26 protein-coding genes are annotated in these 25288 nt (G+C 70.4%); 9 read left to right on the forward strand and 17 right to left on the reverse strand.

Annotated elements, in window-relative coordinates; translation table 11 throughout:
- Positions 1 to 37: 37 nt before the first annotated feature.
- The 11 genes from OHB41_RS34125 to OHB41_RS34175 form a co-directional block, all read right to left on the reverse strand.
- Positions 38 to 415, reverse strand: a complete 378-nt coding sequence (locus OHB41_RS34125) for a hypothetical protein (RefSeq protein WP_266702360.1) — start codon at positions 413 to 415, stop codon at positions 38 to 40.
- Between the two features lie 98 nt (positions 416 to 513).
- Positions 514 to 957, reverse strand: coding sequence for a hypothetical protein (locus OHB41_RS34130; protein WP_266702362.1), 444 nt, complete (start codon positions 955 to 957; stop codon positions 514 to 516).
- 55 nt (positions 958 to 1012) lie between these two features.
- Positions 1013 to 1432, reverse strand: a complete 420-nt coding sequence (locus tag OHB41_RS34135) for a hypothetical protein (protein ID WP_266702364.1) — start codon at positions 1430 to 1432, stop codon at positions 1013 to 1015.
- Positions 1433 to 1735: 303 nt separating this feature from the next.
- Positions 1736 to 2911, reverse strand: coding sequence for an AAA family ATPase (locus tag OHB41_RS34140; protein ID WP_266702366.1), 1176 nt, complete (start codon positions 2909 to 2911; stop codon positions 1736 to 1738).
- Positions 2908 to 3768 (reverse strand): toprim domain-containing protein, encoded by an 861-nt coding sequence (locus OHB41_RS34145; protein ID WP_266702368.1) that lies wholly within the window; start codon positions 3766 to 3768, stop codon positions 2908 to 2910. The genes OHB41_RS34140 and OHB41_RS34145 overlap by 4 nt, the downstream gene beginning before the upstream one ends.
- The gene (locus OHB41_RS34150; RefSeq protein WP_266702370.1) at positions 3765 to 4067 is read right to left on the reverse strand and encodes a hypothetical protein; all 303 of its coding nucleotides are present in this window, start codon (positions 4065 to 4067) and stop codon (positions 3765 to 3767) included. The genes OHB41_RS34145 and OHB41_RS34150 overlap by 4 nt, the downstream gene beginning before the upstream one ends.
- Positions 4068 to 4164: 97 nt before the next feature.
- Complete coding sequence (locus OHB41_RS34155; protein ID WP_266702372.1) at positions 4165 to 4407, reverse strand: hypothetical protein; 243 nt, start codon at positions 4405 to 4407, stop codon at positions 4165 to 4167.
- Positions 4404 to 4841, reverse strand: a complete 438-nt coding sequence (locus OHB41_RS34160; protein ID WP_266702374.1) for a hypothetical protein — start codon at positions 4839 to 4841, stop codon at positions 4404 to 4406. The genes OHB41_RS34155 and OHB41_RS34160 overlap by 4 nt, the downstream gene beginning before the upstream one ends.
- Complete coding sequence (locus OHB41_RS34165) at positions 4838 to 5041, reverse strand: hypothetical protein (RefSeq protein ID WP_266702376.1); 204 nt, start codon at positions 5039 to 5041, stop codon at positions 4838 to 4840. Before OHB41_RS34165 ends, OHB41_RS34160 begins: the two co-directional genes overlap by 4 nt.
- Positions 5038 to 5616 carry a hypothetical protein gene (locus OHB41_RS34170; RefSeq protein WP_266702378.1) on the reverse strand — a complete coding sequence of 193 codons (579 nt, stop codon included), beginning with the start codon at positions 5614 to 5616 and terminating at the stop codon, positions 5038 to 5040. The genes OHB41_RS34165 and OHB41_RS34170 overlap by 4 nt, the downstream gene beginning before the upstream one ends.
- A gap of 14 nt (positions 5617 to 5630) precedes the next feature.
- Complete coding sequence (locus tag OHB41_RS34175) at positions 5631 to 5951, reverse strand: helix-turn-helix domain-containing protein (protein ID WP_266702380.1); 321 nt, start codon at positions 5949 to 5951, stop codon at positions 5631 to 5633.
- Between the two features lie 150 nt (positions 5952 to 6101).
- On the opposite strand from OHB41_RS34175, the gene OHB41_RS34180 reads away from it, so the two are divergent.
- Together OHB41_RS34180 and OHB41_RS34185 are read left to right on the forward strand one after the other, a co-directional pair.
- Positions 6102 to 6536, forward strand: coding sequence for a helix-turn-helix domain-containing protein (locus OHB41_RS34180; RefSeq protein WP_266702382.1), 435 nt, complete (start codon positions 6102 to 6104; stop codon positions 6534 to 6536).
- Positions 6537 to 6604: 68 nt separating this feature from the next.
- Positions 6605 to 7090 (forward strand): hypothetical protein, encoded by a 486-nt coding sequence (locus OHB41_RS34185; protein ID WP_266702384.1) that lies wholly within the window; start codon positions 6605 to 6607, stop codon positions 7088 to 7090.
- Between the two features lie 115 nt (positions 7091 to 7205).
- Here OHB41_RS34185 and OHB41_RS34190 read toward each other — a convergent pair whose 3' ends face one another.
- Positions 7206 to 8711, reverse strand: coding sequence for a recombinase family protein (locus OHB41_RS34190; RefSeq protein ID WP_266702386.1), 1506 nt, complete (start codon positions 8709 to 8711; stop codon positions 7206 to 7208).
- Positions 8712 to 8845: 134 nt separating this feature from the next.
- On the opposite strand from OHB41_RS34190, the gene OHB41_RS34195 reads away from it, so the two are divergent.
- Both OHB41_RS34195 and OHB41_RS34200 read left to right on the forward strand, forming a co-directional pair.
- Complete coding sequence (locus OHB41_RS34195) at positions 8846 to 9355, forward strand: HNH endonuclease (protein WP_266702388.1); 510 nt, start codon at positions 8846 to 8848, stop codon at positions 9353 to 9355.
- 155 nt (positions 9356 to 9510) lie between these two features.
- Positions 9511 to 12060 carry a polynucleotide kinase-phosphatase gene (locus tag OHB41_RS34200; RefSeq protein WP_266702390.1) on the forward strand — a complete coding sequence of 850 codons (2550 nt, stop codon included), beginning with the start codon at positions 9511 to 9513 and terminating at the stop codon, positions 12058 to 12060.
- 242 nt (positions 12061 to 12302) lie between these two features.
- On the opposite strand, the gene OHB41_RS34205 is transcribed toward OHB41_RS34200, so the two are convergent.
- Positions 12303 to 13196, reverse strand: coding sequence for a ferredoxin reductase domain-containing protein (locus OHB41_RS34205; RefSeq protein ID WP_266702392.1), 894 nt, complete (start codon positions 13194 to 13196; stop codon positions 12303 to 12305).
- Entirely contained in the window at positions 13193 to 14236 is a 1044-nt protein-coding gene (locus tag OHB41_RS34210) for an SPFH domain-containing protein (protein WP_266702394.1), read from the reverse strand. The genes OHB41_RS34205 and OHB41_RS34210 overlap by 4 nt, the downstream gene beginning before the upstream one ends.
- A gap of 163 nt (positions 14237 to 14399) precedes the next feature.
- Here OHB41_RS34210 and OHB41_RS34215 point away from each other — a divergent pair, with 163 nt between their 5' ends.
- From OHB41_RS34215 to OHB41_RS34225, 3 genes are all read left to right on the forward strand, one after another.
- A complete protein-coding gene (locus OHB41_RS34215) occupies positions 14400 to 15623 on the forward strand; it encodes an arginine deiminase (protein ID WP_266702396.1) in 1224 nt (407 codons plus the stop codon).
- Positions 15624 to 15870: 247 nt separating this feature from the next.
- Positions 15871 to 16878, forward strand: coding sequence for an ornithine carbamoyltransferase (gene argF, locus OHB41_RS34220; protein ID WP_266702398.1), 1008 nt, complete (start codon positions 15871 to 15873; stop codon positions 16876 to 16878).
- 346 nt (positions 16879 to 17224) lie between these two features.
- Entirely contained in the window at positions 17225 to 18583 is a 1359-nt protein-coding gene (locus OHB41_RS34225) for an amino acid permease (RefSeq protein WP_266702400.1), read from the forward strand.
- Here OHB41_RS34225 and OHB41_RS34230 read toward each other — a convergent pair.
- Positions 18543 to 18995, reverse strand: coding sequence for an ATP-binding protein (locus OHB41_RS34230; protein ID WP_266702402.1), 453 nt, complete (start codon positions 18993 to 18995; stop codon positions 18543 to 18545). The genes OHB41_RS34225 and OHB41_RS34230 overlap by 41 nt on opposite strands.
- Positions 18996 to 19344: 349 nt before the next feature.
- Between OHB41_RS34230 and OHB41_RS34235 the strand changes: the two genes are divergently transcribed.
- Complete coding sequence (locus tag OHB41_RS34235) at positions 19345 to 20172, forward strand: enoyl-CoA hydratase family protein (protein ID WP_266702404.1); 828 nt, start codon at positions 19345 to 19347, stop codon at positions 20170 to 20172.
- A gap of 110 nt (positions 20173 to 20282) precedes the next feature.
- Positions 20283 to 22550: a bifunctional salicylyl-CoA 5-hydroxylase/oxidoreductase gene (locus OHB41_RS34240; protein ID WP_266706348.1), complete on the forward strand. Its 2268-nt coding sequence runs from the start codon at positions 20283 to 20285 to the stop codon at positions 22548 to 22550.
- A gap of 43 nt (positions 22551 to 22593) precedes the next feature.
- Here the strand turns inward: OHB41_RS34240 and OHB41_RS34245 are convergent, their stop codons facing one another.
- Complete coding sequence (locus tag OHB41_RS34245; RefSeq protein WP_266702406.1) at positions 22594 to 23412, reverse strand: PaaX family transcriptional regulator; 819 nt, start codon at positions 23410 to 23412, stop codon at positions 22594 to 22596.
- A gap of 15 nt (positions 23413 to 23427) precedes the next feature.
- Complete coding sequence (locus OHB41_RS34250; protein ID WP_266702408.1) at positions 23428 to 25110, reverse strand: AMP-binding protein; 1683 nt, start codon at positions 25108 to 25110, stop codon at positions 23428 to 23430.
- Between the last annotated feature and the right edge of the window lie 178 nt (positions 25111 to 25288).

Below are 25288 nucleotides of genomic sequence, written 5' to 3' on the forward strand. Positions count from 1 at the left end.
GCCCCGTCTCCCGCAGGGCCGGCCGGTTGCGCACGGACTACGGGGCCGCCCAACCGCCGCCGACGTGCTCGCCAAGGACGGCCTCGATGTCTTCCAGGCCCTGCTCGGTGAGGAAGATCGTCCCCAGGGGCGACGTTCCGGTGATGACGACCGGGCCGCGGATCTTCCCGGCCAGCCCGAGGTGAGTGGCAAGCCGGGTCGCGGCGTTGTTGACGGGGCGCCGGTAGGAGCCGAGCATGCCGCCGGTCTCGTCCAGCCACAGCGCCCACTCGTCGGTGAGGTCGACGGCTTCGAGGCTGCTGCTGTTGGTGACGGCGCGGATGACGACGGCCCGCTGGGCGGGGTCCTCGGGGAGGGTGATGCGGGTCGTGTAGCCGCCGGTGTCCATGAACAGGGCGTTGGGGGTGGTGGCCATGGAAGGCTCCTTCGGGGGCGAGGTGTTCCATTTGGAACACTTGGGATGCTGGGTGGGAGGCCGTCCCGGTTCCCGCGGGGCGGCCCTTGCCGCATAGGTCAGATGCCGGACTCGTGCCTGTGACCGGTGTGGTCTTCGGTTTTGCTGGTCGCCACGGGCTCGCCGTAGGTGGGCGGGATGGCCAGTACGTGGGGCGCAGGGATCACATCGACGGACACCCCGGTCCTCCAGTCGCCATCGAGGCCGCCCGCGTCGTTCTGCCAACGGAACTCGTTGGCGTGCGTGGCCCCGGCGCGCGTGAGGAACATGGGCTCCACCTGGACCTTTTTGTCGCCGCCGTGGAACATAGCGTCGATCAGCGCCCACGCAATCAGCGGGAAGACCTTGGCTTCGTCGCGCTCGATCTCGTTGGTCTTGCGGTTGATCCGCTCAACCTGGGTTCCGACAGACCATCCGTCAGGCGCGGGGATCAAGGAGAGCACCTTGCCCCCGTACCGGGTCCCGTTCTCGTGGGCTTCGATCGCTTCGTGATCGCTGGACATTTGATCCCCTTCGGTTTGGCCCGGCCGCGCCGTTCGGTGGCCGGCGGTATGCGGGTCAGATGGTGCGTCCGCCGTGATGCTCGGGCAGGAGCATGGGCAGCGGTTGGCGCCGAAGACGTTCGATGGCGGAGGTGACGCGTCCGTCGCCGATCGCCTGCCGCTGCGCATCTGAAGCCCTACGCATCCGGCCCCACACCTTGGCGAGCGGCAGGTTGGTCACGGCGATCAAATATCCGGTGGCTTCCCACGGGCCCCGGCAAATGCAGTGCGGATAGCGGTGGAGCACATCGCCGGGCTTGTTCGTGGCGTCTCCGTGACGGTGCCAGCCGGCACACCAGGGGCACCAGGCGAAGACCTGCGCGAAGGCGGCAGGCTCGCCAGGTCTCTTCCCAAGGAAGCCGTACAGGGTCGGTGCGTTGAGCCGAGCGCACGTCATGCAGTCTCCGCAGAAGCAGGTGCCGGGTTGGTGGGGCATGAGATTCCTTTCTTCGCCGGCGAGATCGTTGGCGTGGGTTCGTCCCACCCCCCTAAAGGGGTGTGGGACGCACACACACAAGTGCGTCCGGGACTCACTGGGACGCGCTGGGACGCACTAGTCGCTTTGTGGTGTTCCTGCAGGTCAGGGATGCAGAGAGCGCGTCCCGTGATGGACCATCAGATTCACCATGCATCTTGTTCCAAGATCGGGACGCGCTTACGGTGCCTCTGACCTGCGGAAATGCGAGCCTCCGAAAAGCTGATGCCCCGTCACGGGACGCACTGGGACGCACACGAACCTTCACTGCTCGGCCCCCCTCGCCTCGGCCAGGACGTGTAGTACGGCACCCTTCGGCCCCGGCACGCTCGCGACCTCGCCCGCCTGCACGAGACGCGCCAGGGCCCGCCTGGTCACGGACGCCCTGCCAGGCACCAGATCGCCGATCGTGCGACCGCTCAGCGGCTCCGACGCCTGCTTGAGGGTGATGAGGACCTTCGCCTTCCGAGCCTCGGTCTCCGCCTCCTGCTTGGCGTCCGCCTCCTGCTCGGCCTTCGCCTCCTCTTCCGCCTGCCGCTCGATCGGCGGGTACAGCACCGCCTCGACGGGCCCCGGCCCCGTGGCGTCGACGACCAGGTCGGCGAACCAGAACAGCCCGGACTCGTGCGGCAGCGCCTCCTTTCGGAGCTGGCCCGGCCGATCCTTCGCGATCCTGATCCGGGACCGACCCTTCACCCCGATGCCGAACGGCTGGACGTTCTCCATCAGGTACATCACGCCGTTGAGGCCGTTGAGCTTATGGACGCCGCCGATCGCGTACCGGCCCCGGTTGTCGGTCGACTTCACGACGTGGTCGAGGGTCACGACCGCCGGGCCCGCGTCCTGGAGGGGGCGCAGCACCTTCCGGCCGAAGACCGCGACATCCTTGTTGTCGTTGATGTTGAGCCCATGCAGCGACATTCCCTCGGTGACGCCATCGACCACGGCCAGCGAGGGCCCCAGGGCCAGGATCTCGGCGAGGTCGACCATGTCCGCGAGGCCGAGCGGCTCTTCGGGGCGGACGTAGTGGAAGCGCTCCAGCAAGGCGTCGGCGTCCGCGCCCATCGCCAGGAGCCGGCCGACGACGCCAGCGGCCTCGTCCTCGAAGTCGAGGAAGAGAACGTGGTTGCCACGGTTCAACTCCTGGATGGCGAGGATCATCGCGAACCAGGTCTTGCCCGCCTCGGATTCCGCGGCGACGGTGCTCATGCGCCCTGGGTAGAGCACACCCACGCCGTCGGCGCGCGCCCCTACGGTGGGCGTCGCGGGCTTGTGGGAGCCGTCCACGAAGGTGGTCAAGTCTTGCCCACGCCAAGATCTGCGACCGCCCTGCGCGGCCTCCCCACTCCGCTCGTCCGGCTGGTAGCCGTCGGGCAGGATCAGCCCGACGCCCTGACCCTTCGATGACGTGCGGGGAAGCCACAGCGGCTCGTCGCTCACGCCCCCACCGCCGGGTCTCCGGGGTGCGGGACCGGCGCCCAGACCTGCACGAACTCGGAGTCCTTGTGCCCGGCTGCAAAGTGGTCGGCGGCGTCCTTACCGGTCGCGGCCTGCACCACGTAGATCGTGCTGGCCACGCCCCGGAGTGTCTCGACGACGGCGCGCGCGTGCTTCTCGCCCTGCTCGTCCCGGTCAGCGACGATAGTGACGTCCGCGCCTTCGAGGTACGCGGCGTGGTCGGCCGTCCACTTCCCGGCCCCGGCTGCGTTGCAGGTGGCAGCAAGTCCGTGGTCGACGAGCGCCTGGACGTCCTTCTCTCCCTCGGCGATCCAGATCACACGGTCTGCTTCCTTCGCGACCAGCAGCTCGGGCAGGCGGTACGGGATGAGCGGGACGAGCCGGTTGCCCTCCTTGTCGTTGAGGGACCAGCGGCGCCCAGAGCGGGTGGTGTCGTCCGGCCTCCACTGTGCGAAGCACTTGTGGTCGCAGCGGGTCACGCCGTGGACCACGGCCTTGTTCTCGTTGCGGTAGACGTACTGCGCAACGCGCTTGTGGCCACGGTCTTGGCAGGGGATCCACGTGTCATCGGCGGGCCGGTCGCGGGATCGGTCCAGCGGCTCGTCGAAGAGGTCTGCCTCGGTCCATCCGATCGCCGTGAGGAAGTCGGCGTTGCCGTCGCACTTATGGCAGTGGATGACGACGCCGCCGTTGTTGCCGCGTCGAACGGCAACGGTGTCTGGTGAGTCTCCGTCGTGGCAGACGCCTTGGACGCGGAGGGCGCCGCCGCTGTAGCGGTGTTGCAGGCCAAGGTCGCGGACGCGGTCGGCGAGCTTGTTGTAGGCGATCCCGTCGGTCACGCGGTCACCTCCGGGAAGTAGTACGTGCCGGTCGGGCGGCCGATGCACCGCGAGCGGCGGGGGCAGACGCGCGGTGCGGCGGCGGGGCCGGCGGAGTGGACGTGCTGGCTGTCGCAGAACGGGCAGTCGACGACGAGCAGCGCGCGCTGCTGGCCGTCCTCGAACTGGGTGTCGCGGTATGCGACGAGGCGGGCCGCGGCGGCGGCCATGCCGAGAGCAGGCGAGGCGGGCTGGATCTCCGTCTCGTCGTGCTCGGTGTCCTCCCCGAAGATCGGGAGGACGCTGGTGGTGCTGTTCACGAACGTGCTCTCTTCTACGAGCGGGGCCAGTGGTGTTCGTGAGTGCGCAAGCGGCCCCGGGCCTGGGGGATGGCCCGGGGCGCGGCGCTTCCCTGAGTCAGCTGGTGTTCCGCCGCTTGGCCTTGGCGACCTCGTCGCCCACTGCGATGACGTCGTTGATCCACCTGCGGACGGCGGTGAGCACCGTGACCGGGGTCGGCTGCTCTTCGAGGTGGGCGCGGATGGAGCCGAGGACGATCTCGTGGCGTCCGTGCTCGGCGGCCCGCTGCAGGTAAAGGTCGTCCGGGACCAGGTCGACGGGTTCGTCCACCGGCCACCCGCCGGGACGCTGCTCGGTCACTTGCCGTCCTCCGTCGTGTTGCGCATCGCCAGCCTGTGGCGGAGCAGGTCGAGTTCGTCGAGGACGTTGGACAGGGCGGATGCGTAGACGTTGATCTCCGCTTCCTCGTCGATGGGGCGCCGGATGCCGCTGAGCGCGTCGTGGAGGAGGTGCTCGTCGTCGCCTTCGAGGTACGTCTTCACCTCGGCCGCGGCAGCGTCGAGCCTGGCGGCGCGCTCCTCGTCGTGGAGGCGGACGATGTACGCGACGAACAATCCGTCGAGCGACTGCGCTTGCTGGACCGGGGTGAGCTGCCGCCACGCCTCATAGCCGATCTTGGCTACGTCGACTCCGTGCGGGTGCTCGCGGTGCAGCTTGGCCCGTGCTTCCTGCACGGCCGCGTAGAGGTCGGTGTTGCCGGCCATACCGGAGACGATCTGGTTGAAGTCGTTCACGATGCCTCCCGTACCGAGGGCTGGTGGAACGCGGCGCGGATGATCGCGCGCTGGGTGTCGGTGAGCGGCGGCGCGGCGTCGACGATGCGGTCGATGCGCGCCCAGTACGCGGCGTTCCGTTCGGGGTCCTCGAACCGGACGGGCCGGGCCGGGCGGCCGGAGGTGTCTCCGGCCGCCGCGGTCTTGGCCGGGGCGGTCACTCGCCCGCCTTCTCGTCGAGGGCGCCGCGCAGCTGGTCGAGCGCGTCCAGCGCGGTGATGGCGTGCGGGAGGACGACCAGCCTGGGCCAGACGGTGATCTGCCCGTGCAGCTGGTCGTCAGCGCTCTCGTTCGCTCTCACCACTCGCATGCCGTGGTCCTGTGCGATGGCGGTGACCATCGCGCCGATGCAGACTTCGAGGACGGAGTCGACGTCGTTGGCCTCGCGGAACATGTCGCCGAGAGTGTTGAGGACACGCTCGTAGTTCTCGTCCCAGAGGCCCGCATCCTTGGCGGTCTGCTTGTCGATCTCGATCTGCGCGAGCGCGCGTTCGACATCGGGCGTCAGTGCCGGCTTCGCGGGCTGGCTGAGTTTGGCCACCATGGTGGCGGCGATCTGGTCGGCCTGCTCCGGTGTGCAGAACCCGGTCTCCGCAGCGGCCTTCCGCACGGCGTCGGGGATGGCGTGGAGAGTCTTGGCGCGGCTCGCGGTGAGGATGCGGTCCGTCATCTCGTCGGAGGGGGACTGCTTGGCCGCCGATGCGTGGGGCGGGGTGGGCTGTACGGTTGTGCTCATGAGCGTCTCGCTTCTTACTTGTGGGTAGGTGCGGACTTGCTCGACTGAGGCGACCCGGCTGGACCCCGGGTCGCTTCGTCGTTCCCGGCGGCTGACCCCGACTGGACCTCGGGGCCAACCGCCGCGCTGTGTTCGATGAGGTCGTCGATGCTCAGGCCGTAGGCCTGCGACAGGACGAGCAGAGTCTCAGACGCCGGTTTCGCTACGCCCCTGCGCAGCCGGGACAGCGTGGACTCGGAAATGCCCGTGCGCTTCGCGATGGCGTAGCAGCTCCGATCGCCTTGCGCCGACGCGGTCTCCAAGAGCAGACCGCTCCGGAGCCGGTAGTTCGCCATGACTATCTCCTTGCTCGACAGGTACTACCTGCCGGTGCAGGAAACTTACGCCCCTACTGCCTCAGCTGCAAGTATCTGTCTGGCGAGGCAGCAATGATGCTCTTGCTGGCGGGGTAGGCGCTGACTTACTTGCGCGCTAGCATGTAAGGCATGGCTGACCAAGACGTACTACGGACGGAGCGCTTTGCTGACTTCGTTCGCGACGCCGCCCGCCGGGCCGGCTATGACATCGACTCGCCCCGCGGGGGCGGCAAGACTGCGCTCTCCCGCGACACCGGCATGTCTCCGTCGTCTGTCGGCCGCGTGCTGGCAGGGAAGACCATGCCGGATCCGGCGTATCTGGAGCCGCTCGCCCGAGCGCTACGGGTCGCACTACCGGAACTTCTGGTTCTCTCAGGGCTCGTCTCCCGGGATGTCCTATCGGCACAACAGCCCGCGAGAAGCCTCTCTCCCCGCGAAGCCGCGGCAGATCTGGGGATTAGGGATCCCGCCAAGATCGAGCTTTTCGAAACAATGGTTCGCGCTCTACTGACGGATCAGAATATTTCGTCAGGCGGGCGTTCGAGCGAGGGGGAAGTAGCGTGAGTACAGGACGTCACCGCGGCACAACTCACTGGGGAATTCTGCCGAGGACTGGCCGTGACGTCACGCATTTGCCCTACGACATCTCGACCATCGCATTGAGATGCATGGGCAGCGGCATCGTCTTGGGGATGGTGGCCGGGACCGTCTTGGCATTCACCGACGGGGTCGGTCTCGGCGGCTTGATTTTCTGGTCCCTCATTGCGGCCACCGCCTCACTGTTCACGGTAGGGGGGGGCCTCGGTAAGTACGTGGTCTCAGCGGAGCGCTACTACAAAATGCTACAAGGCGACCTTTGGGTCTATGCGGTGAAGAGGGCCCGCGCGGACTACCTGGCCGCTCGCCAGACGGAACTCGAACTACATATCGCAGACTTGAGGGCGGACTTCGCGGCAGAGAAGGCCGCACTAGAAGATCTCCGCGAAGAGCGAATCGCGCAAGAGCGAATGGCTGGATTCATCGACGGCGTCAGCAAGTCGCCGGAAATGATGGCCTACCTGTCCAACCCCAGGAATCGACTCAGGATCGTTCCGGACTCCGAAGAGAAGTCCGCCTGACAGGGTCGGACCTCATACGGTCGGGACCCGCATCCACACGATTTCCACCGCGTCATAGTCGAAGTACCCGCCATCGGGCATGCGCCCGGGCTGTGGCGTGGACGGGGCTGCCTGCTCACCGCTTCCAGACGATGTGGATCGATCTGAAGAAGTCCTCATCGGATCGCCTCCCACCGCCCAAGGGCAGGATCGTGACGTCCATCAGGGACTTGAGTACCGAGCGGCGCCTGTCCAGCTCCAGCGCCTTCCACGCCTTACCAACGTCCGGAGCGCCCACCAGACTGACCAGAGGGTCCCGCTTGCCTGCACGCTCCAGGCTCTTGGTGATCACGGCGAGCTGCGCTCTGGCGGTGTCCGAGCCCTGAGCGAACTGGGCCATGTCGATGTGACCCGAGCCGAAGAGGGCCGCAAGGTCGACCAGCCGCTGACGGGTCTGATCGCTTTGCAACTGGAGCCCGGCGACGTCCACGTCGTCCGGGCCCGGCTCCAGCAGATCGACGGCGTCAGGCCGGGAGAGCCGCTTCACGATCAGGTCGCTGATGTAACGGTCCACCCTCTCCGCCTGACGCGCGCCGCCGTGGCCTGTGATGCATCGGTAGCCCGGCTGCGAAGTGCTTCCTCCCCGGCCACACTTTGTCCGCTCCGTGCACCCAGGCTGGCCACACCTGTAGATCAGGGAGCCCAGCCACTTCGGCTTGGATCCACGAGCAGAGGTGCGGGCCGGGTTCTTCAGCACAGCCACCACGCCCCGGAACTCGGCTTCGGTGACGATGGGCTCCCAGGAGCCCCGCCCGATCTCCTGGCCCTGGTAGATGGCGATGCCCGCGTTCCTCGGCCGGAGCAGCAGAAGGCGGGTGTCCGTCGGCCGGATCGCGTTGCCCTGGGTCGAGAGAATGCCCTCGTCCCGCAGCCAGCGGGAGAAGCCCTGGATCGAGCCGCCCGACAGGAGCAGATCGGTGCCGTACTTGATCGCGGCGGCTTCCTTGGGCACGGCCTTGTCCATGTCCAGGACCGGGACCTCGATCTCCTCGCCCGTAGCTTTGACGATCTTCTTGCGCGTCTCGCCCGTGGGCATGCCCCATCCGAACGGGCGGATCCCGCCTCCCCATTCGCCCGCCTTCGCCTTCTGCTGGCGTTTGCGGGCCACGCGGGCGCCCTTGTGTTCGGACTCCTGGCGGGCGACGGCGCCAAGGATGCGGGCCGTCATACGGCCGTGCGGGGTGGACAGGTCGATCAGCCCGGCCTGGACGGTGTGGGTCAGGACGGAGCGTTTCTCGGAGAGCGCGATGTACGCCTCAAGTTCCGTGGGGGAGCGGTGGAGCCTGTCGGTATGCCAGGCAAGGACCACCGTGGCGTCGCCATCTCCGAGGCCCTGGAGCATCTCCAGGTAGTCCTTGCGGGGCTTCCCGGAGTATGCCGACAGGTCGTTGTCCTCGAAGACTCGGACGACTTCGTACACCACGTCGGGAGTGGACAGCCGCTTGGCGAGAGCATGGCAGTCCTCGATCTGCCGCTCGGTACCGAGGTGGGCTCCGGTGCGGTCCTGCGAAATACGTGCATAAACGTAGCAACGGACAATCCGCCACGTTGAGTTGGTGGCCGTAGCGGCGGAGGACTTCATACGCTTGCTCCAGGTGGTACCGTACGGTCATGGAGAAGAGGGCATGCTCCGTCGGGAGCTGCGGAAGGCCCATCCACAGTCGCGAGACCGGCTACTGCTTGGCCCATCACGGTCGTTACAGGCGAACCGGTGACGTGCAGGCGTGGCGCCCCATCCGCGAGAACGTCACTGGCGATCCGGAGGCGTCGTTCTGGGCGAAGGTCAACAAGACCGAGACGTGCTGGCTCTGGACGCGCGGGCAGTTCGGCAACTCCGGCTACGGGAGCTTCAGCATCCGTACGCCCGAGGGGACCAAGAGCGTCCGGACTCACCGCTATTCCTACGAGATGGTCAATGGCCCGATCCCGGACGGACTCCACGTCCTCCACCGGTGTGACACGCCCCTGTGTGTCCGGCCGGACCACCTCTTCCTGGGGACCCCTCTGGACAACGCCAGGGACAAGGTCGTCAAGGGGAGGCTCCGAGTCGGCAACGTCAAGGGGGAGAGTCACGGGAAGGCCAAGCTGACGGACGACGCCGTTCGTGACATCCGGGCGCGGGCGGGGGTCCGGGGCAGTCAGGCCGCTCTCGCTCGTGAGTACGGCGTGAGCCCTCAGGTCGTGAACGACATCATCAAGCGGCGGCGCTGGGCCCACATCGAGTGAGTAACAACGGACCACCTTGATCGCGATGTTGAGCGTCTGCATGGCCCTGATTCTGTCATGGTTGTATGTCCTAGGAGAAATGTCGGGCCGCCGACCCAGATGGCCACGTTCTCCCTGAACACAGCCACCCCGGACGCGAAGGAGGAGAAGGCCGCATGAGCAGCGAAGTAACCACCCAGGGGCGGGTCCTGCCCGTCACCGACCTCTCCCTCGTCGTCCTGATCGGCGCGTCCGGCTCGGGCAAGTCGACTTTCGCCCGCAGGCACTTCAAGCCGACCGAGGTCGTCTCCAGCGACTTCTGCCGCGGTCTCGTCGCCGACGACGAGAACGACCAGAGCGCCAGCGGCGACGCCTTCGACGTCCTCCACTACATCGCGGGCAAGCGGCTCGCGGCGGGCCGGCGCACGGTGGTGGACGCGACGAACGTCCAGCAGGAGAGCCGCCGCCGGCTGATCGAGATCGCCAGGGAGCACGACGTACTGCCCATCGCGATCGTCCTCGACGTGCCCGAGGAGGTGTGCGCCGCGCGCAACGCGTCCCGGACCGACCGTGCCGACATGCCGCGCCGTGTCATCCAGCGGCACATCCGCGAACTCCGGCGCTCCCTGCGGAGCCTGGAGCGCGAGGGTTTCCGGAAGGTGCACGTGCTGCGCGGCGAGGCGGAGATCGAGGGCGCCGGGATCAGCACCGAGCGGCGCTTCAACGACCTGACCCACCTGACCGGTCCCTTCGACATCGTGGGCGACATCCACGGCTGCGCCTCGGAACTGGAGACCCTGCTCGGCAAGCTGGGCTACGTCGACGGCGTGCACCCGCGGGGCCGTACGGCCGTCTTCGTCGGCGACCTCGTCGACCGGGGACCGGACACACCCGGCGTACTGCGCCGCGTGATGTCCATGGTCGGGTCTGGCAACGCCCTGTGCGTTCCCGGCAACCACGAGAACAAGCTCGGCCGCCACCTCAAGGGCCGCAAGGTCCAGCACACCCACGGACTCGCCGAGACCGTCGAGCAGTTGGCAGGGGAGAGCGAGGAGTTCCGCGCACAGGTACGGGAGTTCGTCGACGGTCTGGTCAGCCACTACGTCCTGGACGGCGGACGGCTCGTCGTCTGCCACGCCGGTCTGCCCGAGCGGTACCACGGCCGCACCTCCGGCCGGGTGCGTTCGCACGCGCTGTACGGCGACACGACCGGGGAGACGGACGAGTTCGGCCTGCCGGTGCGGTACCCGTGGGCGGAGGACTACCGGGGCCGTGCGGCGGTCGTCTACGGCCACACCCCGGTGCCGCAGGCGACCTGGCTGAACAACACCCTCTGCGTCGACACCGGTGCCGTCTTCGGCGGCAAGCTCACCGCGCTGCGCTGGCCGGAGCGCGAGCTCGTCGACGTACCCGCCGAGCGGGTCTGGTACGAGCCCGCCAAGCCGCTGGCCTCCGAGGCACCCGGCGGCCACGAGGGGCGTCCGCTCGACCTCGCGGACGTGCACGGCCGGCGGGCCGTCGAGACCCGGTACGCCGGGCGGGTCGCGGTGCGCGAGGAGAACGCGGCGGCGGCCCTGGAGGTCATGAGCCGCTTCGCGGTCGACCCGCGGCTGCTGCCCTACCTCCCGCCGACGATGGCGCCGACCGCGACCTCTCGGATGGAGGGCTATCTGGAGCACCCGGCGGAGGCCTTCGCCCAGTACCGGGAGGACGGGGTCGCCCGGGTCGTGTGCGAGGAGAAGCACATGGGTTCGCGGGCGGTGGCGCTGGTCTGCCGGGACGCCGGGGTGGCGCGTGAGCGGTTCGGGGTGGCCGACGGGCCCACCGGGTCGCTGTACACCCGTACCGGCAGGCCCTTCCTCAGCGACGCCGAGGTCACCGAGGAGATCCTCGGCCGGCTTCGGGACGCCGCGGAAGCCGCGGGTCTGTGGGAGGAACTGGGGACGGACTGGCTGTTGCTCGACGCCGAGCTGATGCCGTGGTCGCTCAAGGCGTCCGGGCTGCTGCGGACGCAGTACGCGGCGGTCGGCGCCGCGTCCGGGGCGGTGTTCCCGGGGGCGCTGGCCGCGCTCGAAGGGGCGGCGGCGCGGGGTGTCGACGTGCGGGAACTGCTGGGCCGGCAGCGGGAACGGGCCGCCGACGCGGAGGCGTTCACCGACGCCTACCGGCGGTACTGCTGGACGACGGACGGCCTGGAAGGGGTGCGGCTCGCGCCCTTCCAGATCCTGGCGGTGCAGGGGCGCAGCCTGGCCGCGCTCCCGCACGACGAGCAGCTCGCGCTGATCGACCGGCTCGTGGAGCACGACGGGAGCGGGCTGCTGCAGACGACCCGGCGGTTGTTCGTGGACACGGGGGACGCGGAGTCGGTGCGGGCCGGTGTCGACTGGTGGCTGGAGATGACCGGGCGCGGCGGTGAGGGCATGGTCGTCAAGCCCGTGGAGGCGGTCGTCCGGGACGCACGGGGCCGGTTGGTGCAGCCCGGCATCAAGTGCCGGGGGCGGGAGTACCTGCGGATCATCTACGGACCGGAGTACACCCGGCCGGAGAACCTGGCGCGGCTGCGGGGCCGGTTCCTGAACCACAAGCGGTCGTTGGCGATCCGGGAGTACGCGCTGGGGCTCGAGGCGTTGGAGCGGCTGGCGGAGGGGGAGCCGTTGTGGCGGGTGCACGAGGCGGTGTTCGGCGTCCTTGCGCTGGAGTCCGAACCGGTGGACCCACGTCTGTAGCCGTTCTCCTCGCCCCCGCCGCCCCTACCCGACCCATCCTCCACTGGGGGGCTCGGCCCCCAGACCCCCGCTCCGGCCTGAACGGCCTCGTCCTCAAACGCCGGACGGGCTGGGTATTTCAGCCCTTCCGGCGTCTGAGGACGAGCCCTTCGGGCGATGCGGGGGTCCAGGGGGCGGCGGCACTTTGGCGGGGTCCGGGGCGGAGCCCCGGGGTCGGGTAGGGGCGGCGGGGGCGAGATCCGTCAGGTCACCAACCGCAACCTGACGCTCGCCACCCCCACCCGCACCGTCTGCCCCCACACCAACTCCACCGCATCCCCCTCCATCCCGTCCCCGAACGCGATCAGCCGATCGGACTCGACGGTGAGCGACAACCGGGCGGACGCCCCGAGCTCGCCGGCCACGAGCGACGTACCCGTGACCGGCGACGGCCAGGCCTCGCGGACGAACCAGATCAGCCGTTCGTCCGTGGGCCGGGGCAGCGGCAACTCGCCGCCCCGCCCCTGCCACACCGAGCGGAGCCACCCGCTCGCCCCCGTCCCGGTGCCCACCAGCACCCCGGACGAGGCCTGGGGCTCGACGGCACCCCCGTACTCGTCGAGCCCCAGCCGATAGCGGGCCGTCTGATGGCCCGCGGCTCCCAGATAGATCTCGTTGAGCGCCAGCAGCCGCTGCGTGTCGTCCGCGACCGCCTCGACCATGGTCAGCTCGTCGGCCCGGCCCCCGAGCGCCGACGTGAGCAGGGCGCCCGCGTCCCGGGGCCGATGCCGTACCAGCACGCCCGGATTGCGCCCGGGATCGGTGTCGATCCCGATCACGGGCTGTCCGGAGAGGTACTTGGCGACATTGGCGACCAGCCCGTCCTGCCCCACGACGACCACGACGTCCTCGGGCCCGAACAGGAACCGGTCCAGGTCGCCCCGCTCGACCCTGGCCTGACGCCACGTCAGCGGCACCGCCGACGCGACCTCGGCCAGCGCCCGCCGGTTCCGGCGGCTCCGCTCCGCGACCTCCTCGATGTCCCGGCCGCGGGAGGTGAGGAAGAACGCCGCCTGCCCGTGCGTCCCGTGCCGGGCCACCAACTCCTCGTACTCCGTGGTGCGATGGACGAGCACGACCCGCGGGGCGAGACTCACGCCGGCTCTCCCGGGGCCCCGCCGAGCCGCGAGAGCAGACCGGTCAGGACGTCGGGCGACACGGTGACGCTGTCGATGCGCGGCAGGTTCTCGGCGAGCCGCGTGCCCGTCAGGGCGTGCAGCGTGGCCACGTCCACGTCCGAGTGGACCCGCAGCCAGGCGGCCTGGGCCACGGCCCGCGCCTCGCCGACCTCGCGCGCGGCCTGCGCCTCGGCCTCGGCCAGCCGCACCACACGGGTGCCCTCGGCGTCCGCCAGACGTACGGTCCGTGCGGCCTCCGCCCCGGCCCGCACCGCGTCCGCCGCCGCGTGCTCCTCCGCCTCACGCCGTGCGTTCGTGCCCCGCTGGTCGACCAACTGCTCCTCGCGCCGCGCGAGTTCGATCTGACTCGCGAGCTCGTTCTCGGCGATCGCCCGCTCCCGCTCGACCGCGACGGCGCGCCGTTCGTACGTCGCCCGGTCCGCCTCCTGCTGGATCTGCTCGCGGGCGGGGGTGCGCAGAGCCCGCTCCACCTCGGGCTCGGGGCGCAGCGCCACGACACGTACGGCCACGACCTCGATCCCCGTGGAGGGAAGCCGGGGTTCGGCGGCCAGGCCGCCCGCGATCCGTTCGCGCACCGAGGCGACGCCGTCCACCAGGGCCGCCGCCAGAGGCGTACGGGCGAGGACGTCCAGGGCGTGCTGCTGGGCCGTCTCGGTCAGCAGCGTCCCCAGCTGTTCGAGGGGAGTGCCGCGCCAGGCGCCCGTGTCGGGGTCGATGGAGAAGTCCAGGCGCGCTGCCGCGACCCCCGGATCGCTGATGCGGTAGGTGACGGTGGCCTGCACCGCGACGTCCTGGAAGTCGGACGTACGGGCGTGGAAGGTCATCGCCAACTCCCGGTCGTCGACCGGTACCTCGGAGAGCGCGGCGGTCAGGGAGCGGTACCAGAAACTGAGCCCGGGGCCGTCGTGCACGAGTTGCCCCGACCGGTGGTGGCGGACGTGGGCGGTCGGCGCCCCGCGCAGATGGCGCCAGCCGAGACGCCGGGTGATGTCGGCCATGGGTACCCCCTTGTCACCGGGCGGTCCCGGCGACCCTTCGTTCCTTGTTGTCGTCAGTAAGACGATAATCAGTGTTCCGGTTATCGTCAAGGGGACGAAATCAAGTGGTCCGGGTCGGCCCGATCCGCGGGTGAACGGGCGTCCGGATGGTCAGGATGGAGGCATGGGATTCCACGTCGACTCCGAGGCCGGGCGGCTGCGCCGCGTCATCCTGCACAGGCCTGATCTGGAGCTCAAAAGGCTCACCCCCAGCAACAAGGACGCGCTGCTCTTCGACGACGTGCTGTGGGTACGCCGGGCCCGCGCGGAGCACGACGGGTTCGCGGACGTGCTGCGCGACCGGGGGGTCATCGTCCATCTCTTCGGCGATCTGCTCGCCGAGACGCTGGAGATCCCGGCCGCCAGATCGCTGGTCCTGGACCGGGTCTTCGACGAGAAGGAGTACGGGCCGCTCGCGACCGACCACCTGCGGGCCTCCTTCGAGACGCTGCCCGCCGACGAGTTGGCCGCCACGCTCGTCGGCGGCATGACCAAGCGGGAGTTCCTGGACGCTCATCCGGAGCCCACGTCCGTGCGCTTCCACGCCATGGAACTCGACGACTTCCTGCTCGGTCCGCTGCCGAACCACCTCTTCACCCGGGACACCTCCGCCTGGATCTACGACGGGGTCTCCATCAACGCCATGCGCTGGCCGGCCCGGCAGCGAGAGACCGTGCACTTCGAGGCGATCTACCGGCACCACCCGCTCTTCCGGGACGAGTCCTTCCCCCTCTGGTCGGAGGGGCAGGCGGACTACCCGTCGACCATCGAGGGCGGTGACGTCCTGGTCATCGGCAACGGCGCGGTCCTCATCGGCATGAGCGAGCGGACCACTCCCCAGGCCGTCGAGATGCTCGCGCACAAGCTGTTCGCCGCCGGCTCGGCCCGCACCATCGTGGCGCTCGACATGCCCAAGCGCCGGGCCTTCATGCATCTCGACACCGTGATGACGATGGTGGACGGCGACACCTTCACCCAGTACGCGGGGCTCGGCATGCTGCGCTCGTACACCATCGAGCCGGGCGCGGGGGAGAAGGATCTGAAGGTGACCGACCATCCCCCGGAGCACATGCACCGCGCGATCGCCGCGGCGCTCGGGCTCACGGAGATCCGTGTCCTGACCGCCACGCAGGACGTGCACGCGGCCGAGCGCGAGCAGTGGGACGACGGGTGCAACGTCCTCGCCGTCGAGCCGGGTGTCGTGGTCGCCTACGAGCGGAACGTGACCACCAACACGCATCTGCGCAAGCAGGGCATCGAGGTCATAGAGATCCCGGGCAGTGAGCTCGGCCGCGGCAGGGGCGGCCCCCGTTGCATGAGCTGCCCGGTCGAACGGGCAGCCGTATAGGCTCCGGTACCGCTCCCGCACCCGGCACCCCCAGGCCCCCGCCAGCCCCCCGGGTCACCAGGGCCGGCCTCGCGCACACCGGTCGCCGTACCGGTCGCCGCGACGCATTCCCCATCGGCTCCGTCGGCACGGCCGCCGGGGGTGTGCCGACCGCACCCTCCGTATAGAAATGTTGGACATCGTATAGAATTCCAAAGGTCCTCACCCGCGTCACCCTTTCCGTCCCGCAGCCCCCAGGAGCGCCCCCATGGCGACAGTCCCGACCGCCCTCGCCGGCCGCCACTTCCTCAAGGAGCTGGACTTCACCGGAGAGGAGTTCCGCGGTCTGATCGAGCTGGCCGCCGAGCTGAAGGCGGCCAAGAAGGCCGGGACCGAGACCCCGTACCTGCGCGGCAGGAACATCGCGCTGATCTTCGAGAAGAGCTCGACCCGCACGCGCTGCGCGTTCGAGGTCGCTGCCGCGGACCAGGGCGCCTCGACGACGTACCTGGACCCGTCCGGCTCGCAGATAGGCCACAAGGAGTCCGTGAAGGACACCGCGCGCGTCCTCGGCCGGATGTTCGACGCGATCGAGTACCGGGGCGACAGCCAGGCCTCGGTCGAGGAGCTGGCGGCGCATGCCGGCGTGCCGGTCTACAACGGTCTGACCGACGACTGGCACCCCACCCAGATGCTCGCGGACGTGCTCACGATGACCGAGCACTGCGCCAAGCCCCTCGACGGGATCGCCTTCGCCTATCTCGGTGACGCCCGTTTCAACATGGGCAACTCCTACCTGATCACCGGCGCGCTCCTCGGTATGGACGTCCGTATCGTCGCCCCGCGGGCCTACTGGCCGGCCGACGAGATCGTCGCGCGCGCCCGTGGACTCGCCGGGAGCAGCGGCGGCCGCGTCACCCTCACCGAGGACGTGGGCGAGGGCGTCCGGGGGGCCGACTTCGTCGCCACCGACGTCTGGGTGTCGATGGGTGAGCCCAAGGAGGTGTGGGACGAGCGCATCGAAGCCCTGTTCCCGTACGCCGTGACCATGGACGTGCTGCGCGCCACCGGCAACCCGGACGTGAGGTTCCTGCACTGTCTGCCGGCCTTCCACGACCTCGGCACCAAGGTCGGACGCGAGATCCACGCCGCCCACGGTCTCGACTCGCTCGAAGTGACCGACGAGGTGTTCGAGTCGCCCCACTCGGTCGTCTTCGACGAGGCGGAGAACCGGCTGCACACCATCAAGGCGATCCTGGTCGCGACCCTGGCCTGACCGGCGTCGCCGCAGGCCATATCCTGACCGGCGGTCCGGAGCCATCCCTTCCGCGGCCGCCACGCGACTCCCCCCGGGCCCTCGGCTCCGCCCGAGCGGGGGGACACACCCCACCGTCGCACCCCGCACCACCGGAAATGAGCACCACCCGCATGCCCGCTCCACGCACCACCCGCACGCCCGAATCCCCCCACGCGTCCCCAGCGCCCCGCACCACCACCGATACCCCCGCCGCGACCCGGGTCCCGGACGCCCCCGCACTCCCCGTGCTCTCCGTATCAAGTCCCCCGCGCTCCTCCTCGCCGAATCCGGCGCCGACCGCGAGGGCCACGGCCTCAAGCGCACCATGGGCCTCTTCCAGCTCATCTGCTTCGGCGTCGGCGCGATCGTCGGCACGGGGATCTTCGTCGGCCTCTCCGACTCGGTGGCGCAGGCCGGACCCGCCGTGGTCGTCTCGTTCATCCTCGCGGCGATCACCTGCGTCTTCACCGCGTTCTCGTTCGCCGAGCTCGGCGGCGCGATCCCGGTCTCCGGATCCTCGTACTCCTTCGCCTACGCGGGGCTCGGCGAGGGCACGGCCTTCCTCGTCGGCTGGTGCCTGCTCCTGGAGTACGGCGTCTCCGTGTCGGCCGTCGCGGTCGGCTGGAGCCAGTACGTGAACGAACTGCTGCACAGCCTCACGGGCGCGCAGCTCCCGGCGGCGCTCTCCACCGGCCCCTCCGACGGCGGAGTCGTCAACCTCCCCGCGGTCATCGTGATCGGGCTGGCCTCGGTGCTCCTGATTCGCGGGGTGCGCGAGAGCGCCCGGGCGACCGCCGCCATGGCCCTTCTCAAACTCGTCGTGCTCGTCGTCTTCTGCGCGATCGGGTTCAGCGCCTTCAAGGACGGCAACCTCACCCCGTTCTCGCCCGCCGGCCTCGGCGGCATCGGCGCGGGCACCACGGCCGCCTTCTTCTCCTACATCGGCTTCGACGCGATCACCACCGCCGGTGAGGAGGCCAAGAACCCCCGCCGGGACATCCCGGTCGCCATCCTGGTCTGCATCGGCCTGGTCACCCTGCTCTACTGCGCCGTCGCCCTCGCGGCGATCGGCGCGGTCGGCGGCGACGCGGTCGGCGGCCGGCCCGCCGCGCTCTCGTACGTCGTCGACGTGGTCACCGGCTCCACCGTAGGCGGCGCGGTCGTGGCGTTCGGCGCGGTCGTCGCCATCGCCTCGGTGGTGCTCGCGGTGATGTACGGGCAGACCCGCATCCTCATGTCCATGTCCCGCGACGGACTCGTACCGCGCGTCTTCGAGAAGATCTCGCCGAGGACGTCGACGCCGGTCGCGGGAACCCTGATCGTCGCGCTCGTCTTCGCGGTCCCGGCCGCCTTCGCCTCCCTCGACGCCGTCGTCAACCTGACGACCATCGGCACGCTCGCCACCATGGCCGCCGTCAATGTCGCGGTGATCGCACTGCGGAGGAGGGAGCCGGGTCTCGCGCGTACGTTCCGGGTGCCGCTCTACCCCGTCGTACCACTGCTCGGCGTCGGCTTCTGTCTGTATCTGATGTACGAGACGGGCTGGACGACCTGGATCCAGTTCGCCGGGTTCCTGCTGGCCGGAGTCCTCGTGTACGTCCTCTACGGACGCCGACGCTCGCTGCTCGCCCGTCCGGCGGGGGCTACGCGGGCCGCCGCTGAGCCGGCATCACGGGAAGCCTGAACCAGACCGCCTTTCCGGAGTCGGTCGGGCGGTGACCGCAGGAGGAGCTCAGGGTGCGGATCAGCAGGAGGCCGCGCCCGTGCTCCTGCCAGGGATCGGGCGCCTCGATCGCCCCGGGGACGGTGAGGTTGCCCGGCGGCGCCGGGTCCGGGTCGTGCACCTCGACCTGGCAGCCGGTCGCCATCAGTTCCACGACCAGCTCTATGGGACCGTCCCCCGCGGTGTGCTCCACGGCGTTCGCCACCAGCTCCGCGGTGAGCAGCTCCGCCGTGTCGCTGTCGGCCGAGTGCTCCAGCTCGGCCATCGCGGTGCGGACCAGGGCGCGGGCCACCGGCACGGCCGCGGCGGTGTGCGGCAGCGCGATGCGCCAGGATGCGGGGGCGGGGGTGTCGTGCAAGGTGGGTCCGTTCATGGAGCAGGCTGTCCTGCTTTCAACTTTAGGGATGGTACGGCGCGGCTGGGCAGAGGCGCTCGGCGGGCGCTTGGCGGGACGTTCGGCAGGGTCCTCCCGGGACGTTCGGCAGGTATGAGGTGCGTACCCAGGTCAGCGGCCCGCCTCCCGTGAGCGCCCCTGTCGTTACGGGCCTATCGAGGTTCCGTTACTCGGTGACGGGCGAGGCGCGGGGCGGCGGACGGCGGTCGCTTCACGCCGGGGTTATCGCGCACTCGTGACGACAGTCACAGACTGGTGATAGCTTCGTGAGGGAGCGCGGGCGGTCCCGCCGCGCAGACCGCCGCCCCGCCCGAGGAGGCCGTCCGTCATGAGTCCCTTCACCGGCTCAGCCGCCCGCACCTCCGACTGGCGGCACCTGAGGTGCGAGCTCGCCGACGGGGTCGCCACCGTCACCCTGGCCCGGCCCGAGAAACTCAACGCCCTCACCTTCGGCGCCTACGCCGACCTGCGCGACCTGCTGGCCGAGCTCTCCAGGGAACGGTCGGTGCGCGCCCTGGTGCTGGCCGGCGAGGGCCGCGGCTTCTGCTCGGGGGGCGACGTCGACGAGATCATCGGCGCCACGCTCTCCATGGACACCGCCCAGCTCCTCGACTTCAACCGGATGACCGGACAGGTCGTGCGCGCCGTACGGGAGTGCCCCTTCCCGGTGATCGCGGCGGTGCACGGCGTGGCCGCGGGCGCCGGAGCCGTGCTCGCGCTGGCGGCCGACTTCCGGGTGGCCGACCCCAGCGCCCGCTTCGCCTTCCTCTTCACCCGCGTCGGACTGTCCGGCGGCGACATGGGCGCCGCCTATCTGCTTCCCCGCGTCGTCGGGCTCGGCCACGCGACCCGGCTGCTGATGCTCGGCGACCCCGTCCGTGCGCCCGAGGCCGAGCGGATCGGCCTGATCAGCGAGCTGACCGAGGAGGGGCACGCCGACGAGGCCGCGCGGGCACTGGCCCACCGCCTGGCGGCCGGGCCGGCCCTCGCGTACGCCCAGACGAAGGCGCTGCTCACCGCCGAACTCGACATGCCGCTCGCCGCCTCCGTCGAACTGGACGCCTCGACGCAGGCCCTGCTGATGAACGGCGAGGACTACGCCGAGTTCCACGCCGCCTTCACCGAGAAGCGCCCGCCGAAGTGGCGGGGGCGATAGCCGTGGCCACCCCGCGACAACCGGGCGACCGGGAACCGGTCGGCACCGTTCGGCCGCCCACGGGTGCCGCGCTGGCCGCGCCGGACGTGACCGGACGGCCCGGCGCGCCCCTGCGCGTCGCCGTCGTCGGTGGCGGACCCGGCGGCCTGTACGCTGCCGCCCTCCTCAAACGGCTCGACCCCGGCCGTGAGATCACCGTGTGGGAACGCAACGCCCCCGACGACACCTTCGGCTTCGGCGTCGTCCTGTCCGACGAGACGCTCGGCGGCATCGAACACGCCGACCCGGTCGTGTACGCGGCGCTCCAGGACGAGTTCGTGCGCTGGGACGACATCGACATCGTGCACCGGGGCGTCCACCACACCTCCGGCGGCCACGGCTTCGCGGCGCTCGGCCGGCGCCGGCTGCTGGAGATCCTGCACGAGCGGTGCCGCTCGCTCGGCGTCGAGCTGCGCTTCCGCGCCGAGGCACCGGCGCCGGCCGAGCTGACCCGGGCGTACGACCTGGTCGTCGCCGCCGACGGGGTGCGCAGTCCGACGAGGGAGGCGTACGCGGACGTGTTCGGGCCGTCCGTCGAGGAACACCGGTGCCGCTACATCTGGCTGGCCGCCGACTTCGCCCTCGACGCCTTCCGCTTCGAGATCGCCGGCACCGAGCACGGTGTGATGCAACTGCACGCCTACCCGTACGCGGCCGACGCCTCCACCGTCATCGTCGAGATGCGCGAGGAGGTGTGGCGGGCCGCCGGGTTCGCGGACCTCGACCCGCAGGAGTCCGTCGAGCGGTGCGCCAAGGTCTTCGCCGACGCGCTGGGCGGACGGCCGCTGCGGTCCAACAAGTCGGCGTGGACCACCTTCCGCACGGTGGTCAACGACCGCTGGTCGCACGGCAACCTGGTGCTCCTGGGCGACGCCGCGCACACCGCCCACTTCTCCATCGGCTCGGGCACGAAGCTCGCAGTCGAGGACGCCCTCGCCCTCGCCGCGTGCCTTCAGGAGCGGCCCACGCTCGACGAGGCACTCGCCGCGTACGAGGAGGAGCGCCGCCCGGTGGTCGCGTCCACCCAGCGCGCGGCCCGTGCGAGCCTGGAGTGGTTCGAGAACGTGGGGCGGTACGTCGACCAGCGCCCACGCCAGTTCGCCTTCAACCTCCTCACCCGCAGTCGCCGGGTCACCCACGACAACCTGCGGCTGCGCGACGCGCACTTCACGGCCGCGGTCGAGCGCGAGTTCGGCTGCCCACCCGGCACACCCCCGATGTTCACCCCGTTCCGGCTGCGCGGACTGACCCTGCGCAACCGGGTCGTGGTCTCCCCGATGGACATGTATTCGGCCGTCGACGGCGTCCCCGGCGACTTCCACCTCGTGCACCTGGGAGCGCGGGCGCTCGGCGGTGCCGGTCTGGTGATGACCGAGATGGTGTGCGTGAGCGCCGAGGGCCGTATCACGCCCGGCTGCGCGGGGCTCTACACGCACCGCCAGGCCGAGTCCTGGCGGCGGATCATCGGTTTCGTGCGCGCCCAGGCGCCCGGCACCGCTGTCGGCGTCCAGCTCGGTCACTCCGGCCGCAAGGGCTCCACGAAGCTGATGTGGGAGGGCATCGACGAGCCGCTCGAAGAGGGCAACTGGCCTCTCGTGGCCGCGTCCCCGATCCCGTACGGACCGCGCAGTCAGCCACCCCGCGAACTCTCCCGCGCTCAACTGACCGACATCCGGGAACAGTTCGCGGCCGCCGCCTGGCGTGCCGCGCGCTGCGGCTTCGATCTCCTCGAACTGCACTGCGCGCACGGCTACCTGCTCTCCGGTTTCCTCTCGCCACTGACCAACCGGCGCACCGACGCCTACGGCGGCTCGCTGGAGCGCAGACTGCGCTTCCCGCTGGAGGTCTTCGACGCCGTACGTGCGGTGTGGCCGGAGGAACGTCCCATGACCGTCCGCATCTCCGCCACCGACTGGGCCGAGGGCGGCACCACCGGGGACGACGCGGTCGCCGTCGCGCGGGCCTTCGCCGCGCACGGCGCGGACGCGGTGGACGTGTCGACGGGTCAGGTGGTGGCGGACGAGCACCCCGAGTACGGACGCTCGTACCAGACTCCGTACGCCGACCGGATCCGCCACGAGACGGGCCTGCCGGTGATCGCCGTCGGCGCGATCTCCTCCTGGGACGACGTCAACTCCCTGCTCCTGGCCGGGCGCACCGACCTGTGCGCGCTCGCCCGCCCGCACCTCTACGACCCGCACTGGACCCTGCACGCGGCGGCCGAGCAGGGGTACGAGGGCCCGGGCGTCGCCTGGCCGAAGCCCTACCGCGCGGGCAGCAGACGCCCGCAGACCGGGCGCACCGACGCCCCCAGACCACGCCTGTCACTGGAGCCTTGAGGGCACCCCGCCAGGCACGTCCGGGACGACACCCGGGTGAGCTCTACGCGGGCACCTCGGTGAAGGCCGCCCCCGCGTCGCGCAACCGCTCGTGCAGGGCCCGGAAGACAGCGGCCGAACGGGCCCCGGGCCAGTCCCGTGGCAGCAGCGCGACGGGAAGTCCCGGGTCGGCGTACGGGAGGTGGCGCCAGGTGTCCAGGGCCAGCAGGTAGTCGCGGTACGCCTCCTCGGGAGGGGTGTCCGTCCGCCGCTCCCAGGCGCGCAGCACGGGCGCGTGCCGGTCGAGGAACGCCTCGTGCTCCTTGGCGATCGAACCCAGGTCCCACCAGCGCGCGACCGCGTCCGCCGTCGCCGCGAAGCCCAGGTGCTCCCCGCGGAAGAGGTCCACGTACGGATCGAGCCGCAGCCGCGCGAGGGTGTGCCGCGTCTCCTCGTACAGCCGGGCCGGAGCGAGCCACACCCCGGGCGCGGCCGTCCCGAAGCCGAGACCGGCCAGCCGCGAGCGCAGCACGTGCCGCTTCTGGCGCTCCGGCTCCGGCACGGAGAAGACGGCGAGCACCCAGCCGTCGTCCTCGGGAGGCGTCGTCGCGTACACCCGCCGGTCGCCGTCGTCGAGCAGCTGCCGCGCGTCCGGCGACAGCCCGTACCCCGCCGCGCCCGCCGGGGTTCGGGCCGGCTCGAGCAGTCCGCGACGCTTGAGCCGGGAGACCGACGAGCGCACGGAGGGCGCGTCGACGCCGACCGCGGCGAGCAGCCGGATCAGCTCGGCCACCGGCACCGGGCCGGGCATGAAACGGCCGTACGCGCCGTAGAACGTGACGATGAGGGACCGGGGGGCGCGCTGCTCTGACACATTGATCACTCTAGTGCTCGAAGATCACTTGGAACCGCCGCCGGGGGACAACTCACCCCCGGCGGGCAACTCGCCTCCGGGGGATGCCTGCGCGGGGATGGAGGCACGCAGCCGGAACCGCTGCAGCTTCCCCGTCGCCGTGCGCGGCAGCACGTCCAGGAAGACGAACTCGCGGGGGCATTTGTAGGGTGCGAGCTCGGACTTGAGGAAGACCCGCAGCGCCTCAGGGTCCCGTGGCGTGCCCGGCCGCAGTACCGCGTACGCCACCACGACCTGGCCGCGTGCCTCGTCGGGGCGGCCCACGACCGCTGTCTCGACGACGTCCGGGTGGCGCAGCAGGGCGTCCTCGACCTCCGGCCCCGCGATGTTGTACCCGGCCGAGACGATCATGTCGTCGGCGCGGGCGACATAGCGGAAGTAGCCGTCGGTGTCGCGGACGTAGGTGTCGCCGGTGATGTTCCAGCCGTCGCGCACGTACTCCCGCTGCCGCGGGTCGGCGAGGTAGCGGCAGCCCACCGGGCCGCGTACGGCGAGCAGGCCGGGTTCGCCGTCCGGTACCGGATTCCCGTCGGCGCCGACCACGCGGGCATGCCATCCGGGGACGGGCAGGCCGGTCGTGCCGGGTCTGATCCGCTCGTCCGCCGCGGAGATGAAGATGTGCAGCAGCTCGGTGGCGCCGATGCCGTTGATGATGCGCAGCCCGGTACGGGCGCGCCAGGCCTGCCAGGTCGCTGCGGGCAGGTTCTCACCCGCCGACACACAGCGCCGCAGCGACGTCGTGTCGTACCGGTCCAGTTCCGTCAGCATCGCCCGGTACGCGGTCGGCGCGGTGAACAGCACGGAGACACGGTGATCCGCGATCGCGGGCAACAACTGCTTGGGACCCGCCTGTTCGAGCAGCAGGGAGCAGGCGCCCGCGCGCATCGGGAAGATGACGAGTCCGCCGAGCCCGAAGGTGAACCCCAGCGGGGGACTGCCGGTGAAGACGTCGTCCTCGCGTGGCCTCAGCACATGGCGGGAGAAGGTGTCCGCCGTCGCCAGCACATCGCGGTGGAAGTGCACACAGCCCTTGGGGCGGCCGGTCGTGCCCGAGGTGAACGCGATCAGCGCGACGTCGTCGGCGGCCGTGTCCACGGCCGTGAAGGGCTCGTCGGACGCGCCCGTGATCCGCAGCAGCAGGTCGTCGGGCGCGTCACCGCCGTACGTCGTGATCCGCAGCCCCGGGATGTCCGCCCCGGCCAGGTCGTCGACCGACCGTATGTCGCACAGGGCGTGGGTGACCCGGGCGATCGTGCCCATCGTGGTCAGCTCGTGCGGGCGCTGCTGCGCGAGCACCGTGACGGCGATCGCGCCCGCCTTCAGGACCGCCAGCCAGCACGCGGCCAGCCAGGGCGTGGTGGGCCCGCGCAGCATGACCCGGTTTCCGGGCACCACGCCCAGCTCGGTGGTCAGCACATGGGCGATGCGGTCGACGCGCGCGAGGAGCTGTCCGTACGTCCACAGGTCGCCGGACGGCGTGCGGAAGACGGGGCGCTGCGGATGGCCGCCGCCGAGGAGCTCGGCGGCGCAGTTGAGCCGGTCCGGATAGTCCAACTCGGGTAGATCGAAGGAGAGTCGGGGCCACTGGCCCGGAGGCGGGAGGTGGTCGCGGGCGAAGGTGTCGAGGTGGGCCGAGGTCGTCGGCTCCAGGGTGTCGCCGGGGTCCATGGAGGTTCGCCCCCTTGTCGTGGTGGGCTCGCGGCTCTCAACTCGCGGCTTGTGGCACGTGGTTGGTGGCACATGGTGCGCGGCACGCCGTGCGTGATGCGTGACGGTTGATGCGTGATGCGTGGCGTGCGTGGTCTATGGCTCAGCTCTCGGTTTCGCACAAGGAGCGTATCGTGTT

Origin of the sequence: Streptomyces sp. NBC_01571 (genome assembly GCF_026339875.1) — a bacterium.
In the GTDB taxonomy this organism is placed as follows: domain Bacteria; phylum Actinomycetota; class Actinomycetes; order Streptomycetales; family Streptomycetaceae; genus Streptomyces.